This is a genomic window from Singulisphaera chitinilytica (assembly GCF_049331405.1).
Lineage (GTDB): Bacteria > Planctomycetota > Planctomycetia > Isosphaerales > Isosphaeraceae > PoT.
In genome coordinates this window covers 4,199,857-4,215,881 of the sequence record NZ_CP186274.1, presented here as the reverse complement: position 1 = coordinate 4,215,881, position 16,025 = coordinate 4,199,857, and the positions used below count along the sequence as shown (strand labels likewise).

General features: G+C 63.3%; 11 protein-coding genes. 8 read left to right on the top strand and 3 right to left on the bottom strand.

What is annotated here, in order from left to right; all coding sequences use genetic code 11:
* Positions 1 to 15: 15 nt before the first annotated feature.
* From ACOYYX_RS16830 to ACOYYX_RS16815, 4 genes are all read left to right on the top strand, one after another.
* Entirely contained in the window at positions 16 to 855 is an 840-nt protein-coding gene (locus tag ACOYYX_RS16830; protein ID WP_422931071.1) for a DUF1365 domain-containing protein, read from the top strand.
* The gene (locus tag ACOYYX_RS16825; RefSeq protein ID WP_422931070.1) at positions 852 to 2,129 is read left to right on the top strand and encodes a class I SAM-dependent methyltransferase; all 1,278 of its coding nucleotides are present in this window, start codon (positions 852 to 854) and stop codon (positions 2,127 to 2,129) included. Before ACOYYX_RS16830 ends, ACOYYX_RS16825 begins: the two co-directional genes overlap by 4 nt.
* 137 nt (positions 2,130 to 2,266) lie before the next feature.
* Positions 2,267 to 3,253, top strand: a complete 987-nt coding sequence (locus tag ACOYYX_RS16820) for an SAM-dependent methyltransferase (RefSeq protein WP_422931069.1) — start codon at positions 2,267 to 2,269, stop codon at positions 3,251 to 3,253.
* A gap of 42 nt (positions 3,254 to 3,295) precedes the next feature.
* Positions 3,296 to 4,093 carry a DUF1295 domain-containing protein gene (locus ACOYYX_RS16815; protein ID WP_422931068.1) on the top strand — a complete coding sequence of 266 codons (798 nt, stop codon included), beginning with the start codon at positions 3,296 to 3,298 and terminating at the stop codon, positions 4,091 to 4,093.
* 69 nt (positions 4,094 to 4,162) lie between these two features.
* On the opposite strand, the gene ACOYYX_RS16810 is transcribed toward ACOYYX_RS16815, so the two are convergent.
* Together ACOYYX_RS16810 and trpE are read right to left on the bottom strand one after the other, a co-directional pair.
* Positions 4,163 to 6,040 (bottom strand): RNA polymerase sigma factor, encoded by a 1,878-nt coding sequence (locus tag ACOYYX_RS16810; RefSeq protein ID WP_422931067.1) that lies wholly within the window; start codon positions 6,038 to 6,040, stop codon positions 4,163 to 4,165.
* A gap of 112 nt (positions 6,041 to 6,152) precedes the next feature.
* Positions 6,153 to 7,652, bottom strand: coding sequence for an anthranilate synthase component I (gene trpE, locus ACOYYX_RS16805; protein ID WP_422931066.1), 1,500 nt, complete (start codon positions 7,650 to 7,652; stop codon positions 6,153 to 6,155).
* Positions 7,653 to 8,076: 424 nt separating this feature from the next.
* Here trpE and ACOYYX_RS16800 point away from each other — a divergent pair, with 424 nt between their 5' ends.
* From ACOYYX_RS16800 to ACOYYX_RS16790, 3 genes are read left to right on the top strand one after another with little or no spacing between them, the layout of a single operon-like run.
* Complete coding sequence (locus ACOYYX_RS16800; protein WP_422931065.1) at positions 8,077 to 8,583, top strand: UvrB/UvrC motif-containing protein; 507 nt, start codon at positions 8,077 to 8,079, stop codon at positions 8,581 to 8,583.
* Positions 8,584 to 8,612: 29 nt separating this feature from the next.
* Positions 8,613 to 9,098 (top strand): UvrB/UvrC motif-containing protein, encoded by a 486-nt coding sequence (locus tag ACOYYX_RS16795; protein ID WP_422931064.1) that lies wholly within the window; start codon positions 8,613 to 8,615, stop codon positions 9,096 to 9,098.
* Positions 9,095 to 10,159, top strand: coding sequence for a protein arginine kinase (locus tag ACOYYX_RS16790; protein ID WP_422931063.1), 1,065 nt, complete (start codon positions 9,095 to 9,097; stop codon positions 10,157 to 10,159). Before ACOYYX_RS16795 ends, ACOYYX_RS16790 begins: the two co-directional genes overlap by 4 nt.
* 25 nt (positions 10,160 to 10,184) lie before the next feature.
* Here ACOYYX_RS16790 and uvrA read toward each other — a convergent pair whose 3' ends face one another.
* The gene (gene uvrA, locus ACOYYX_RS16785) at positions 10,185 to 13,022 is read right to left on the bottom strand and encodes an excinuclease ABC subunit UvrA (RefSeq protein ID WP_422931062.1); all 2,838 of its coding nucleotides are present in this window, start codon (positions 13,020 to 13,022) and stop codon (positions 10,185 to 10,187) included.
* A gap of 212 nt (positions 13,023 to 13,234) precedes the next feature.
* Here uvrA and ACOYYX_RS16780 point away from each other — a divergent pair, with 212 nt between their 5' ends.
* Positions 13,235 to 15,937, top strand: coding sequence for a hypothetical protein (locus tag ACOYYX_RS16780; protein WP_422931061.1), 2,703 nt, complete (start codon positions 13,235 to 13,237; stop codon positions 15,935 to 15,937).
* Positions 15,938 to 16,025: the final 88 nt, after the last annotated feature.

The following is a 16,025-nucleotide window of genomic DNA, read 5'->3' as shown; positions in this document are numbered from 1 at the left end:
ATTTATGAGGGAGAGGTGCGACATCGTCGGTTCATCCCTCTCTTGCACACGTTCCGCTATCGCCTGTTCCTGCTCTACGTCGACCTGGAGGAACTTCCCGATCCGTTCCGAGGTCGTTGGTTCTGGTCGGCCTCTCGGCCCAACCTGGCCTGGTTTCGGAGGGGAGATCACCTTGGGCCGGTTGATCAACCGCTCGACGAGTCGGTCCGCGACCTCGTGGAGCAACGTTCAGGCCATCGGCCCTCGGGCCCGATCCGGCTGCTGACGCATTTCAGGTACTTCGGATTTGTGATGAATCCGATCAGCCTCTATTACTGCTTCGAGCCGGATGAGAGCCTCGCGTTCGTCGTGGCCGAGGTCAACAACACCCCTTGGGGCGAGCGTCATTGTTACGTGCTCGACGTCCGGTCGAGCGATGATGACGATGCCATCCTGGATGTGACGATCGCCAAGGTGTTCCACGTCTCGCCTTTCATGGAGATGGAGTACGACTACGAGTTTCGGCTCCTTCGGCCCGGCTCCAGGTTGTTCGTCCAGATCAAGAATCGCAATCGACGCATCGGGGGACGTCCGCTGACCTTCGACGCGACTCTCCGGCTCCAGCGGCGGTCGCTGGACGGGGCCGAGCTCGCGCGGGTTCTCCTGCGTTATCCGTTCATGACGCTCCAGGTGTATGCGGCGATTTACTGGCAGGCCTTCCGACTCTGGCGGAAACGAGTCCCGTACGTGCCGCACACTCCGTCCAATGGGCCCTGCGCCTGTCAGTCTGCGGCGGAAGACCACCAGCATGAGCCGCCACGACAGGCAGGCAGGGCGGAAGGCACGGAAACCGAGCGTCGGAGGATCTCTTCATGACAGGCAAGACGTTGATGAAATCGGCCTCCGACTCCCCGCTTAGTGGTGTCGACAGGCTTGCGCGGAGGATCGTGACGAATCAGTTCGCGAGCCTCCAAGGCGGCCGGATCCTTATGCACGATGCGACCGGCATGACGTCTTACGGCACCTCGACGGATCTCTCGGCGACTCTGACGGTTCATGATGCGCGGCTATTCCGATCGGCCGTCACGGGCGGGACACTCTCCGTGGCCGAGTCGTATCTGCGAGGGGACTGGGAAGCCGACGACCTGACGAGTTTATTCCGGATCTTCGCCAGGAGCCGCGATTCGACAAACCGGCTTGAGCGAGGGCTTGCGAGACTCACCAGCCTGGGGCATCGCCTCTTTCACCGGTTCCACGCGAACACGCGAGCCGGGAGCCGACGCAATATCGAGGCCCACTACGACCTCGGGAACGACTTCTATCGGCTCTGGCTCGACGAGACGATGGCCTACTCGAGCGGCATCTTCGAGATGCCGGATTCCACGCTCAAGGAGGCGTCGCTCGAGAAGTTCGACCGGGTCTGTCGGAAGCTCAACCTCCAGCCACCGGATGAGGTCCTGGAGATCGGGACGGGATGGGGCGGATTCGCGCTTCATGCGGCCCGCGAATATGGCAGCCGCGTCACCTCGACGACGATCTCCCAGGCTCAGTTCGACCTGGCGAGCGGTCGCATCCAGGACGCCGGGCTGAAAGATCGGGTCGAGGTCCTGCTCGAAGATTACCGAGACCTCCGCGGTCAGTATGACAAGCTCGTCTCCATCGAGATGATCGAGGCGGTGGGGCACAAATATCTCGACTCTTATTTCCGGCAGTGCGGGCGACTGCTGCGTCCAAACGGCACGCTCGTCCTGCAAGCCATCGTCATGCCGGAGAGCCGTTACGAGACTTATCGCAAATCTGTGGACTTCATCCAGCGCTATATCTTCCCGGGAGGTTGCTTGCCGTCGGTCGGGGCGATCCTCGAATCGGTCGGTCGCACGTCGGACCTCAGATTTGTGCATGCCGAAGACTTCGCCCCGCATTACGCCGAGACACTCCGGCGCTGGCGGCAGAACTTCTGGGCCCACCTCGATGACGTTCGGCGCCTCGGGTTTTCCGAGCGATTCCTCCGCCTCTGGAATTATTACCTGAGTTACTGCGAGGCGGCCTTCGAAGAGCGCCTGATCGGCGTGATGCAACTCCAGTTCGACAAGCCGGGATGCCGTAGAGATCCCCTCGAGCTCGGCAAGCTGGCATCGAAGGTGTGCTGAACTATTAGGCGTGCCGACGTCGCGATCTCGCGTTCAGGCGTTCGCGGTCGGTCCTGAAATCGAGGTATGGAATGGGGATGCTGGGATTGGGCATCGAGGCCGTCGAACGCGGACTCTTTCCGGATTCGTTGACTCGCATGGCGATTCGCCGGCTCTGCCAAATTCGGCTGAAGCAGGAGGCTCCGATCACGGGGGAGGAGCATTCGGAGGACCCCACGTATCGGGAATTTCTTGACTCGTTGCACGACGGCCCCATCGCCCCCGTTCCCGAGGCCGCAAATCGCCAGCACTATGAACTGCCCCCCGAATTCTTCGAAGCGGTCCTCGGGCCTCGGCAAAAATACAGTTGTTGCTTCTATCCCCGTGAGGACGCCACGCTGGCCGAGGCCGAGACGGCCGCCTTGGCCATTACCTGCGAACGGGCCGACCTCGCCGACGGCCAGGAGATCCTGGAACTTGGCTGCGGCTGGGGCTCACTCTCCCTCTGGATGGCCGAACGATACCCAGGGAGCCGGATCACGGCGGTCTCCAACTCGGTCCCCCAGCGCCGATACATCGACGCCAGGGCAACCAAGAGAGGTCTCGACAATCTGCGGGTGATCTCGGCAGATATGAACGACTTCTCGCCCGGGACGCTGAACTTCGACCGCATCGTCTCGGTCGAGATGTTCGAGCACATGCGTAACTATGAGCGGCTCCTCCACAACATCGCCGGGTGGCTGAGGCCGGGGGGGAAGCTCTTCGTCCACATCTTCTGTCACCGCAACATGGCCTATCCCTTCGAGACGGAAGGAGCAACCAACTGGATGGGCCGGCATTTCTTCACCGGCGGCGTCATGCCTAGTGCCAACCTTCTGCACCAATTCCCGCGAGACCTGGCCGTCGCCGAGCAGCATTCATGGAACGGCACGCACTACCGACGCACGGCCGACGACTGGCTCGCCAACCTGGACGCCCGCCGCGACGAGGTGATCGACATCCTCTCACGCGTCTACGGCGAGTCCGACGCCCGACGCTGGCTCTATCGATGGCGTGTCTTCTTCCTCGCGGTCTCCGAACTCTTCGGCTTCAACCACGGCGAGGAATGGTTCGTCTCGCACTATGTCTTGCAACACGCCCATTAACGCCTGTACATAATTCTATTGATGTGCTGAAAGCGAAAACCTATGCTCCTGCACACCCTCCTCATCAACGCGACCTGGCTTCTCGTCGCCGTGTGTTTGCTCTGGCTCGTCGGTACATTGAGGAAGGACGTGAGCCTGGCGGATCCTTTCTGGGGAGCGGGTTTCGTCGGGGTCGCCTGGGTTTCGTTGGCAGTTAGCGGGGCGACGGAGCCTCGAATCCTCCTCCTCGCGATACTGACCACGCTCTGGGGCCTGCGTCTGGGGGCATACTTGCTCTGGCGTAACTGGGGCCAGGAGGAAGATCGACGCTATGCGGAGATGCGAAAACGCCAGGGGTCTCGCTTCTGGTGGCTGAGCCTCTTCACGGTCTTCCTGCTCCAGGGGGTGATCCTCTGGTTCGTCTCCCTCCCGATCCAGTTAGCCGCAACCTATGACGACTCGAAGCCGCTGGGATGGCTCGATGTGGCCGGGATCATTGTGTGGACTCTCGGAGTCTTCTTCGAGGCTGTTGGCGACTGGCAACTCTCGAGCTTTAAGGCCAAGCCCGAGAACTCGGGCAAGGTCATGGATCGGGGCCTCTGGCACTTCACCCGCCACCCCAACTACTTCGGGGACTTCTGCGTCTGGTGGGGCCTGTATCTGATCGCGTCGGCGGGAGGAGCGTACTGGACCTTCCTCAGCCCGCTCCTCATGTCGGTCCTCTTGATGAAGGTCTCCGGCGTGACGCTCCTCGAGGGTTCCATCTCAGACCGCCGACCCGATTATGCTCGCTACAAGGCACGGACAAGCTCCTTCTTCCCCTGGTTTCCGATGCCCGAATCTGCTTCGTCCACATCCTGAGTAGGTTCGCACGTCACGAGGGTATTGGCCCAAGGCCTTGCAGTAATCCAATGCGGATTGTCAGATGGCTTATTGGTGCGATTGGCTAGCGGCATCCCTTGTCGCAGGGCCTTGGGGTGCTTGAGCCTTTCCTTCGGAATACTCACGAATCTTGAAAATCAGCTCATATCGAGCAATGAGATCCTTCATTTCTTGGATTGAAAGCTCGCCACGCGAGGCCAGCTCGGCTTGGTGAAGGATCGGGGTTAAGGGCGCGTATTCACCGTTCATATTGGAGATCTTCAATACGCCACCCTGGACATCATAGATTAATCCTAGTTGCGACAAGATGAGATTGAGAGTTGTTCTTAATGGAACACCGTGCAATTCAATAATGATGGGAGAACTTGTCGTCTTCTCTGCTTCCTGCAAACCGATCGGGTCGAGATAGATCGGAATGCCTTGGCGGAACTCGTCTGAAATCGTTTGGGCCTTGATGTATTTGAGCACCTCTTCGAACGGCGTTTCATTGACGAACTTGACATCGATGGGCTTTTCCAAAGCCTTCAAAATGGCCTGCGAGAGCGGATCGCGTTGACTGGGAGGGATGTAGTTCGAGAAGTTTTTCGATGCCGCGTCGGACATCATCCCGGCCTCCCATTCCAGGTTGTTGGCCTCGAGACGATAGTAGTTGCTTTGGTTCTCATATTGGGATTTGTCGGCACGCGAAAAAATGGCGTCAACGAGTCTGTTAACTCGGATTCGATGCTTGGTCGCGGGTCCTTTCCTGTCCGTCGTCGAATCGTTTTCGATCTCCAGGGCCTTCTTCGACCACTGGACGATCGCCGCAAGGTCTACGCTTGCGGCAGACATGGCTTTGTTGACCTCGTCTTCGAAGATCCGGATTGCCAACGACTGTTGCTGAGCCCTGAGTTCTGCATATTGCTCGGCCGCCGACTTGCGGTTCGGCGGGCCTTCGACCGCCAGAGCGGGCTTAGGTTCCTCGGATGTCTTGTTGTCGATGGTGCCCTTGGCGTTCGTTTGAGCAGCCGAGGCAATCAAACCCTCACGCTGGTGGAACTCCTTGGACTGCGAACCCGCCCCGCTGATGAACTGGGCGGTGGCCGCACCGACGAAGGCGACGAGAAGGATGGATGCGAAGGCCGAGGCTGACTTGAGGCTTGCGAGCGCCGTAGACATTGTGGCTCCCGGGATCAAAGTGGCGACGGCGGAAGGCAGGGCACGATAGGCCAGCCTTCCCCCGCCGAAACGCATGGCGATGGTCACCGTCTCACGTAAGAGTCCTTCCGAAACCTGGGCCGAGGCATCGCGGGAGAGCAGGCCGAGGGCCGCCCCGGCCGACGGTGCGATGCCGCGTCGGACGAGACGAGCCTTCAGGAGGGCCCGTGCCCGCGCAAGTCGCCCTTTCACCGTCCCCAACGGCCAGTGCAGGCGGAGGGCGGCCTCCTCGTGCGTCATACCTTGCAGGTAGCAGAGGACGATCGGGGCTCGATAGGTGGAGGGCAGACGACTGAGCTCGTCCTCGAGCGCCCAGGCAAGCTCCCGCGATGCCGTCGCGTCATCGATAGCGTGCGGTTCAAGACCCGTAATCGGCTGTCCCATCCGGCGCTTGGCGGCAACGGTCCGGGCACGGAGTGCGACCCGGTGCGCGACGCCGTAAAGCCAGTGGGCGATTGCGTCGCGCTCCCTGAACGAGGCGGCTTTCTTGACGAGGATGAGGAAGGTCGCCTGAAAGGCGTCATCGACGTCGCTGCTGTTGCCGAGGATGCGTCGGCAGACCCCAAGGACCATGGGACCATGACGTGCAACGAGAGCTTCGAACGCGACTTCGTCTCGCTGACTGCGGTAGCGTTCGAGCAACTGCCACTCGGTCAGCCCAACGACCGAGCCATTCCCGAAGAGACGACTCAACCCTTGGAGCACGGCTCCATCTCGACTGCTCGCCATCGGACGATCCCTCCGGCCCAATCCACACGAGACCACCGTCGTATTAAATGCAGCGACGAAGGCGTAGGGATACGGATTTTTCCGCAGGAATCGCGAGCGGTCGAAGTTCGGCTCAGAGCTGGGTCTCGGCGATCTCGATGGCCTTCAAGAGCCCGCGGGCCTTGTTGACGGTCTCGTCGTATTCGTCGGAGGGGACGCTGTCGTAGACGACGCCGCCGCCGGCCTGGACGTAGGCCATGTTCCCCTGGAGCACGAGGGTCCGGAGCGCGATGCAGGTGTCCATGTTGCCGGTGAAGTCGATATATCCGACGGCCCCGGCATAAGGCCCACGCTTCTGCGGCTCGACCTCGTCGATGATCTCCATCGCCCGGACCTTGGGAGCCCCCGAGACGGTCCCGGCCGGCAGGCCCGCGCGGAGGGCGTCGAACGCCGTCTTCCCCTCGCTCATCCGGCCCGTCACGTTCGAAGTGATGTGCATGACGTGCGAGTAACGCTCGACCTTCATCACCTCATTAATCTGGACGGTGGAGAAATCGGCCACGCGGCCGACGTCGTTCCGCCCGAGGTCGACGAGCATGATGTGCTCGGCCCGCTCCTTCGGGTCGGCGAGCAGTTCTTCCGCCAGGGCACGATCCTCGGCCTCGTCCTTGCCGCGTCGACGCGTGCCGGCGAGCGGCCGGATCGTGACCGTGCCGTCCTCGACCCGAACGAGGATCTCGGGCGAGCTTCCGATCAGGTTGAAGTTGCCGAAGGTGAGGTAAAAGAGGAAGGGGCTCGGGTTCACGACTCGGAGGACGCGGTAGACGTTGAACGGGTTGGCCGTCGTCTCGAACTGGAACCGCTGGCTCGGCACGACCTGGAAGATGTCGCCCGCCTTGATGTATTCCTGGCAGTGGCGGACGACGCCCTCATACTGTTCCCGCGTGAAGTTGGACTTCGGCACGATCTTGAGGGGGCCGTCGGTGTCGATGTCGCCCAGCCCCAGTTCGACTCCCGGTTGCGAGAGCCTCGCGACGAGCTCATCGACCCGGGCGCAGGCCTTGTCGTAGGCCTCCTGCACCCCGCCCGCGTCTCCGATGTGGGCGTGCGCGACGACCATCACCGTTTTGCGGATATGGTCGAAGATGATCATGCGGTCGTAGAAGGCGAACGAGAGGTCGGGCAGGTCGCGGTCGTCCGGGGGCATATTCGGGAGCCGCTCGGTGTATCGCACGGCGTCGTACGCGGCATAACCGACGGCCCCGCCCGCGAACCGGGGGAGGCCCGGGATCGGGACGGCCCGGTAACGTTCGACCAATTCCTGGAGGTCCCGGAACGGATCCTTGGATTCAAATTCGCGGGGCTCGGTCCCGGCTCCAGGCTCGAACAGGGTGACCTTCGACCCCCGGGCCTCGAAGCGCAGGAAGGGCTCGGTCCCGAGGAAGCTGAATCGCCCGACCTTCTCCCCGCCGATGACGCTTTCGAAGAGGAAGGATGGCGCCGACTGCTCGATCCGCTTGAACGCCGAGACCGGCGTCAGGCTATCGCCCGTGAGCTGTCGATAGACGGGGACACAGGGCGCCTGAGCGGCCCACCGGGTAAAATCCTCGAGAGCGGGGCGATAGAGGGGCATGGGACCTCAGGTCTCACCTGCGGAGAAGGGCTCTATTCCAGTTCGTGCAAGGCGGAATCGGCCACGCAAGCCGAACGGCCGGCGATCGCGCAAGATCGCCTCCCGTCGTCACGGCGTCGAGCGATTCATCGTAGCAGCCTGTCCGACCTTCGGCAACCCGCCGCGATCGACGTGCGCGTTCCAGGTGGCAAACAACCGTGGCGTTCGAAAAGCCTTTCGATGACTGGATTTAGTTCGCCCCCGCGTGCCCGCGCCCGGGAGGGTTTCGGCCATCCACGTTGCTTGACAGTCCGCCTCGCCGAATTACAATGGAACTGAACCGATGATCGGATATTCTTGAGCATGAGTTCCTTGGGTTCGACCAGGATGATTGCCTCTCGGCTTGAGGTTCAACCTTGACCGTGCGGGTCGGCGGAGACGTTCTATGAAGTGTCAAAATTGCGCCAAGCCGGCCACGTTTCATATCACGGATATCGAGCGCGGCAAGCCCCGCGAATATCACTTCTGCGACGAGCACGCAAGGCAGCACCTCACGCCGGCCGCCGAGACGCAAGAGTCGTCCACGATGAGCGAGCTCGCCAAGAAGCTGACGGTCAACTCGGGCCCGGCCCGGGAGCCGTCGCCGTCCGATCGCCAGTCCTGCCCGAACTGCCAGATCACCTTCCTCGAGTTCCGGAACTCGGGTCGACTCGGCTGCCCGTACGACTATGAAGTGTTCCGCGACGAGCTGATGCCCCTGCTCGAGAACATCCACGAAGAGACGCGGCATGCCGGCAAGGTGCCCAAGCGTGCCCCGAGGAACAGCCAGCAGCAGACGACGTTGATCCAGCTCCGGAATGACCTGAAGCGGGCGGTCGCGGCGGAAGATTACGAGACGGCCGCTCGCGTGAGGGACAAGATCAAGTCGATCGAACACGAACAGGGGCGCTAATCTCGCCCCGTCGGATGGATGGTCGGCTCATGATATGTCAGCATTGTGATGAAGAGGCGACGGTCCATTTGACCGAGACCGTGGACGGGCATCGCCGCGACCTGCATCTCTGCGAGGCCTGTGCCCGGGAAGCGGGCGTGGTCCTGCCCGAGGCGCCCCCGAGCCTCTCGCTGGATTCGGTCATTCAGAGCTTCATCGTTTCGAATGTAGGTGAGCTGGTGGGCGAGCTTGCAGGCCTGACCTGCCCGGATTGCGGCATCAAATTCATGGAATTCCGGGCCCGAGGCCGATTAGGATGCCCGCATGACTACGCCGTTTTCTCCGAAGGGCTTTCTCCCTTACTCCTGCGAACGCATGGTGCCACTCGACACGTAGGCAAGGTCGGCCGAAACCGGCCGGCCGCCAGTCGTCGGCTCCGACTCCGGACACAACTACGCGAAGCGATCGCACGCGAAGATTACGAGTTGGCCGTTCAGCTCCGCGACCAACTCCGCCACAAGGACGCCGACGCATGAATTTGGATGACTTGACGAGAACTTCCGGCGAGTGGCTTCGCGGTACCGGACCGGAAAGCGATATCGTGATGTGTTCGCGGATCCGGCTGGCTCGCAACTTGGCCGACTTCCCGTTCACGAATCGCGCGAGCCGCGGCGAGAAGCTCGAGATCGAGACGAATTTCAAGTCGTGTCTCGGCTCGGCCGGCCTCGATCTGGCGTATTTCGACGTCAACAACATGACGACGCTCGACCGCCAGTTCCTCGTCGAGCGCCAGCTGATCTCCCGCGAGCTCGCCGCTGCCGAGGGGCCGAGGGGCGTGGCCATCGGGCCGCAGGAGAACATCTCGGTGATGGTCAACGAGGAAGACCATCTTCGGATCCAGGTCATGCTCTCGGGCCTCTCCCTGCACGAGGTCTGGGACCGGATCAACCGGCTCGACGACCAGCTCGAGGAATATCTGTCCTACGCCTTCAGCCCTCAGCTCGGCTACCTGACCGCCTGCCCGACGAACGTCGGCACCGGCATCCGCGTCGGCGTGATGCTCCACCTCCCGGCGCTCGTGCAGACGAAGCAGATCGACAAGGTCTTCCGGGCCCTCCAGAAGATCAACCTGGCCGTCCGGGGCCTCTACGGCGAGGGGACGCAGGCGTTCGGCGACTTTTACCAGATCTCGAACCAGCAGACCCTCGGCAAGAGCGAACTGGAGCTGATCCGGATCCTCACCGACGTCGTCCCCCAGGTGATCCAGTACGAGCGGACCGCACGCCAGGTCCTCATGAACGAGCGTCGCCAGCACCTGCACGACCAGGTAAGCCGGGCCTACGGCGTTCTCAAGACGGCCCACACGATCTCGAGCGAGGAGACGATGCTCCTCCTTTCGAGCGTCAGGATGGGGATCAACCTCGGCCTGATCGACGACCTCGAGATCGCCACGGTCAACGAGCTCTTCATCCAGACCCAGCCGGCGTACCTCCAGAAGATCCAGGGCAACGAGCTCGGGGTTGAGGAGCGGAACGTCGCCCGAGCGTCTTACCTCCGGAGCCGGTTGGGTAATGGCCGCCACTTCGAGGCGGAGTGAGCCTCGGCCTCGTTGATTGTCGTGCTCAACGAGCGTCTGATGCAGGTCGAAGGTAAGCGCCGGTGGCGCTGGCCTCGACCTTCACGATGGCGCTCGGCGGCCCCTGAGCGAGGACCTGGCCGCCAGCATCTCCGCCATCGGGCCCGAGGTCGACGACCCAGTCGGCCGATCGGATGACTTCGAGGTTGTGCTCGATCACGACGAGTGTGTTCCCGAGGTCGGCCAGCCGTTGAAGGACCGCCAGCAGGCGATCAACGTCGGCGAAGTGGAGCCCCGTCGTCGGCTCGTCCAGAATATAGAGTGTCCGGCCAGTGGCCATCTTTGCCAGCTCGGTGGCCAGCTTCACGCGCTGGGCCTCGCCGCCGGAGAGCGTCGTGCTCGACTGGCCGAGGGTCAGATAGCCCAATCCCGCTTCGTGGAGAGCCTCGAGCGTTCGATAGACCCTGGGCTGGGAGTCGAAGAACTCGCGGGCCTCGTCAACACGCATCATCAGGACGTCGCCGATCGACTTCCCTTTGAATCTTACGTCCAGGGTCGGCCGGTTGTAACGTAGGCCACGGCAGGCTTCACAGACGACGTAAAGGTCGGGCAGGAAGTTCATCGCGACCTTGAGCATCCCCTGGCCTTCACACTTCTCGCAGCGTCCCTCCTTGGCGTTGAAGCTGAACCGCCGGGCCGAGTACCCCCGCAGCTTCGCTTCACGAGTACGAGCGAAGACCTTGCGAATCTCGTCGAAGACCCCCGTATACGTCGCCGGAGTGGATCGCGGTCCCCGGCCGATGGGTGCCTGGTCGATCTCGACCAACTGATCGAAGGAGTCCAGCCCTTCGATTCTCGCGCAGGCGCCGGGGCGAGGCCCCGCGTCGCGGAGGGCTCGCCGGGCCGATCGAGCGAGGATCTCGAGGATCAGTGTGCTCTTACCAGATCCGCTGACGCCCGAGACGCTAGTGAGGCATCCGACCGGGAACTGAGCGTTCACCGTTTTGAGGTTCCGCTCCGACGCTCCAACGATCTTGAGCCAGCCCGGCGAGCGAGCGAGTCGCCCCGAATCGGCGGGTAGGGTATCTTCCGGGTGCGTGAGGTAGCGAGCCGTCGCCGATTCCCCCGAGTCGTGGAGACCATCGGGACGACCGACCGCCGTGATCCTACCGCCGTCGGGTCCGGCGCCTGGACCGATATCAATGAGCCAGTCCGCGGCGCGGATCGTGGCCTCGTCGTGCTCGACCACGACGACGCTGTTCCCCTGATCCCGGAGCGTGCGGAGGCTGTCGAGCAAGCGCTCGGTGTCTCGAGGGTGCAGGCCCGCGGTTGGCTCATCCAGGATGTAGCAGACGCCGACTAGCCCCGAGCCGATTTGCGAGGCCAGCCGCACACGCTGCAACTCGCCGCCGGAGAGGGTATCGGAGGGCCTCGCCAGGGTGAGGTAGCCCAGCCCGACCTTCTCGAGGAATTCGAGCCGCCTCCTGATCTCGAGCACGAGCGGCCCGCCGATCTGGTCGCGTGGCGGTGCGAACTGGAGCGACTGGAAGAAACCGAGCGAGTCTGAGACAGGCAGGCTCGAGACCTCATGAATCCCAAGCCCGGCCACGGTCACGAAGCGGGCCTGGGCGTTCAGCCGAGCGCCGCCGCAGTCGGAGCAGGGGGTTTCGTCCCGGAAGGCTTCCCAGGCCGTTCGCTGCGCCTCGGACTTCAGGTCTTTCCACTCCGCCTCGAGTTCGGCGAGGAGCCCGGTGAACTCATGCTCGGGTTCCCCTTCGAGCAACAGGCGAATCGCCTTGGCGCTCCACGACTTCAGGGCGGAGGTCGGCGAAAGCTTATGGCGTTTCAGTAAGGGGCCGAGTCGATCGACTCGCCCGGTCAGCGCCTTTGCCGCCGGCTTTCCGAGATTCCAGGGGGCGATGGCCCCTTCGGACAATGACTTCGAGCGGTCGGGGATGACGAGGTCGGGGTCGAAGGCCGAAACGGTGCCCAGGCCGTCGCAGGTCGGGCAGGCCCCTTGCGGGCTGTTGAAGCTGAAAGTCCTCGGTTCGAGTTCCTGGAAGCTGGAGCCGCAGGACGGGCATGCGAAGTGGATGCTCAACGTCTGGTCTTCCCAAACCTCCCCCGACTGGGCCGAGATGATGACCGTCCCCCCTGAGAGCTTCAGGGCCAGATCAATGCTTTCCGCGAGCCGAGGCCGGATCCCCTCGCGCACGACCAGGCGATCGACCACGGCCTCGATGTCGTGCGCCTTGGTCTTCGCCAATTTCGGCGGCGGATCCGTGAGCTCGGTCACTTGGCCGTCGACGCGGACGCGGATCAGGCCCGCCCGCCTGATCGTGTCGAAGACGTCGAGATGCGTCCCCTTCCTACCTCTGACCAGGGGGGACAGGATCAAGACCTTGCGGCCTTCGGCGAGCGACAGGACCCCGGTCACGATCTGTTCGGGGGTCTGGCGGCGGAAGGGATGCCCGCATTTGGGGCAATGGGCGTCGCCGACCCTGGCGTAGAGGACGCGGAGATAGTCGTGGATCTCGGTGATCGTTGCGACCGTGCTCCTCGGGTTCGCCATCCCCGCACGCTGGTCGATCGCCACCGTCGGGGGCAGGCCCTCGATCAGGTCGAGGTCGGGTCGCTCGAGTTGATCGAGGAACTGCCTCGCGTAGCTGGAGAGGCTCTCGATGTATCGCCGTCGGCCCTCGGCGTAGAGGGTGTCGAACGCCAGAGAACTCTTGCCCGAGCCGCTGACCCCGGTCAGGACCACGAGCTGATTGTGCGGAATATCAACATCGACGTCGCGGAGGTTATGGACCCGAGCGCCTCGAACGCGAATCGCGGGAAAATCCGGAGGGAGCCGAAAATTCCCTGGTGACCCAGCCGTCATCCACGATCCTCCGACAATCGAAGGAGGTTGCTAACCTCCCCTTGCAAAAAGGACAGCCTACTGTCTCGCCGGAAACGCTCGCAAGCCAGGCGACGGCCACTTCCGAACCTAGATCGTTCGGGTTACACTCAATCCCGTCTCGGCCGTCCGGCTCACCGAATGCGTTCGGGACCCTCCTTCGAAGGGTCTCTCGAGTGTCGGGGCACCCCCTCGTGAAACAGATAGCTGCGCAGTTCCGATCTCGCGTCCCGGCCCTCCTGGTCGCCGCCCTCGTCGTGCTGGGGCCCGCGGTCCGCGGCCAGGATCCGGTCACCGAGGATCGTCTCAAGATCTTGACCGATCCCGAGAGCGTGAAACAAAAGATCGACAAAGATAAGTCGAAACCACCGATCGAGTTCTTCCGCTCTCAGGTGGCTCCGTTCGACATCTTGCCATACATGAAGGCGAACCACTGGAGCACCCTCTCCCTCGAGATGCGGGCCAACTACGACGACTATGAAGGCTTCCTCAGGACGTCTCCGGTTCGACTCCTCGGCATGCCTCGAGAAGGGGGCACCGCGCTCGACGCCCCTCAGGAGGTGGTCTATACCCGCGACGCCCGCCTCATCAAGGAGCAGCGAGCCCGGCTGAGTATGCAGTTCATGCTCCCGAGGATTCCCAAGGAGATGAACGTCGAGCTCCTCAAGGGGGAGGCCGTCCGCCCCGACGAGATCTGGCAGGCGAGCCTGAGGACTCTTGAGCCGCACCAGATGCTCGTCCTCGTGCTGACCAGGGATCCGAACGATCCCTACGCCCGCTGGAACCAACTGCATGCGCTGATGCCCATGGCGACCGATCGCACGGACACCCAGTCGCTCGAGCGGCTTCGCTACTATCGACTCGTCCTGCCCCTCGACCTGGAGCACCTCCCTGTCTCATCCCACCCGCTGACGTGGTCGACCATGAGCCACGTGATCTGGGACGGGATGGCCCCCGAGAAGCTCCAGCCACAGCAGCAGCAGGCCCTGCTCGACTGGCTCCAGTGGGGCGGGCAACTGACCCTGGTCGGAGGCGCCCAGCCCTCCTTCGCCGCGCTCAAGGACAGCTTCCTCGGGCCCTACCTGCCGGCCGATCTCTCGGGGGAAAACGCCACGCTGGCGGAGAAGGATCTCGTCCCGCTCTCGAACACATATCCTCCGGTCGTCACCTCGGCCGAGCGTGAGGATGTGAACCCGATACCCAACCCCGAGGATCGCACCAAGACCTTCCTGGGGTTCGTCTACAAGGCCCCCGAGCCGATCCGACCGGGGAGCAATCGGCCCCTCTTCTGCGCCGGGCTCAAACCCCGTGCCGGGGCGTCGGTCATCCCCCTCGGCGAGGGGAGCCCGCATCTGCTGGGGGTCGAGCAGCGAGTCGGCCGCGGGCGGATCCTCATGCTCAGCGTCAACCTCACCGATCCCGCGCTCAGCGCCTGGACGGGGCTCGACACCCTGGTGCGTCGGGTGGTGCTCCGACGTCCCGAGGATAATCCGGGCGGGATGGGAGGCTGGAGCGGCGGGGAGTATAGGCCGCCGGGTTTCTTGCCCCTGGCGGGGCCCGACCTCTCGTGGTTCCGCTACGCCAGCCGAGACCTCGGCGCCTCGCTCCCTCGGCTCAATGCGGAGTATCAGCCCCTTTCGCCGAACTCGGGCCCGACGGCCACGCTGCCGCCTTCGCCGGGCGAACCTTCGAGCAACCCCATCATCACGCAGAACTCGGCGGTGAGCGAATGGGTCGATTCTTCGGCCTTGCCCCGGCTGAGCCGGGACATCCTCGAGGAGGCCTCGGGCATCACGGTGCCGAGCTCGAAGTTCGTCCTCAAGGTGATCCTGGCCTACGTGCTCGCGCTCGTCCCATTGAATTACCTTGTTTGTCGATACTTGCTCAGGCGACGCGAATGGGCATGGGTGGTCGTGCCGACGCTGGCCCTCGGGTTCGCGATCGGGGTCGAGCGGGCGGCGGCGTATGACGTCGGCTACGACGCGGCCTGCGACGAGATCAACGTCCTCGAAATGCAAGGGGGATACCCTCGGGCCCACCTGAGCCGCTTCGCCTCGCTCTACACCACGGGCCGAGTTCAGTTCGACATCTCTTATCCGAACGATCCGTCCGCACTGGCCTTGCCGCAGGACAACGGTCGGTCGCTCCGCGGCGAGGACGTCGCCACCTCGCGCTGGCACTCTCAGCCCGTGCCGACGCTGGAAGGGCTCCAGGTCCAGCCCCGAAGCTTGTCCCTCTTCCGGGCCGAGCAGATGGTGAACCTCCCGGGGTCGATCACGCTCGACACGAGCCAGAGCCCGCCGAAGATCGTCAACGGGACCGACCTCGAGTTGCGCGACGCCGTCCTGATCGACGTGGGGCATCCCGACAAGCGGAAGGAGACGTACCTCGGCACGATCGGCCCCGGGGCTCAGGTCGAGGCGAAGGCCGTCCCTGGGCCCGAGAAAGATCCGTTCGAGAAACTCCAGCCTAACCCCAAATCCGTGATCGAGGCCCTACGCGAATATTACGAGGACCGGCCCGAGAATACGGGCGAACTCCGCCTCGTCGCCTGGTGCACGACGACCTGGGGCGGGCAGAAGATCGAGCCCGCGGTCGATCGCCAGCGAGGGGTCTCCGTGGTCCTGGTCCACCTCAAGAATGGCCCGCCCCCCGCGCCCGATGGCCCTCGCTTCAATTTCATGGTGCGGGACATGGCACACGCGATGAAGACCGTCCCGCCGGTGGTCGAGCCCTCGAATGCGAACGGGGCGGCTGGCGTGATGGGGGTCATGCCGGGAGCGTCGATGGGCGGTCCCGCGAGCACGACGAACACCCCTGGGGCCAAGCCCGTCACGCCGGGCCTGCCGGACAGGGCGGGGGTGATCCCCCCGTCGCCTCGACGCGTGGCCCGATAGGGGCGACGATCGCGCCACGGTATCGATTCTTTCGGGTCGAGAGGTTTCATCAAACGAATTTTCGCCAGATGTTTGTTGAAGATGATTC

What these genes read in the sequence shown, in the direction of transcription:
- ACOYYX_RS16825 (WP_422931070.1), top strand. Translation starts at nt 852, where the DNA reads ATGACAGGCAAGACGTTGATGAAATCGGCCTCCGACTCCCCGCTTAGT.
- ACOYYX_RS16795 (WP_422931064.1), top strand. Translation starts at nt 8,613, where the DNA reads ATGATATGTCAGCATTGTGATGAAGAGGCGACGGTCCATTTGACCGAG.
- ACOYYX_RS16790 (WP_422931063.1), top strand. Translation starts at nt 9,095, where the DNA reads ATGAATTTGGATGACTTGACGAGAACTTCCGGCGAGTGGCTTCGCGGT.
- ACOYYX_RS16810 (WP_422931067.1), bottom strand. Translation starts at nt 6,040, where the DNA reads ATGGCGAGCAGTCGAGATGGAGCCGTGCTCCAAGGGTTGAGTCGTCTC.
- ACOYYX_RS16800 (WP_422931065.1), top strand. Translation starts at nt 8,077, where the DNA reads ATGAAGTGTCAAAATTGCGCCAAGCCGGCCACGTTTCATATCACGGAT.
- ACOYYX_RS16815 (WP_422931068.1), top strand. Translation starts at nt 3,296, where the DNA reads ATGCTCCTGCACACCCTCCTCATCAACGCGACCTGGCTTCTCGTCGCC.
- uvrA (WP_422931062.1), bottom strand. Translation starts at nt 13,022, where the DNA reads ATGACGGCTGGGTCACCAGGGAATTTTCGGCTCCCTCCGGATTTTCCC.
- ACOYYX_RS16820 (WP_422931069.1), top strand. Translation starts at nt 2,267, where the DNA reads ATGGCGATTCGCCGGCTCTGCCAAATTCGGCTGAAGCAGGAGGCTCCG.
- trpE (WP_422931066.1), bottom strand. Translation starts at nt 7,652, where the DNA reads ATGCCCCTCTATCGCCCCGCTCTCGAGGATTTTACCCGGTGGGCCGCT.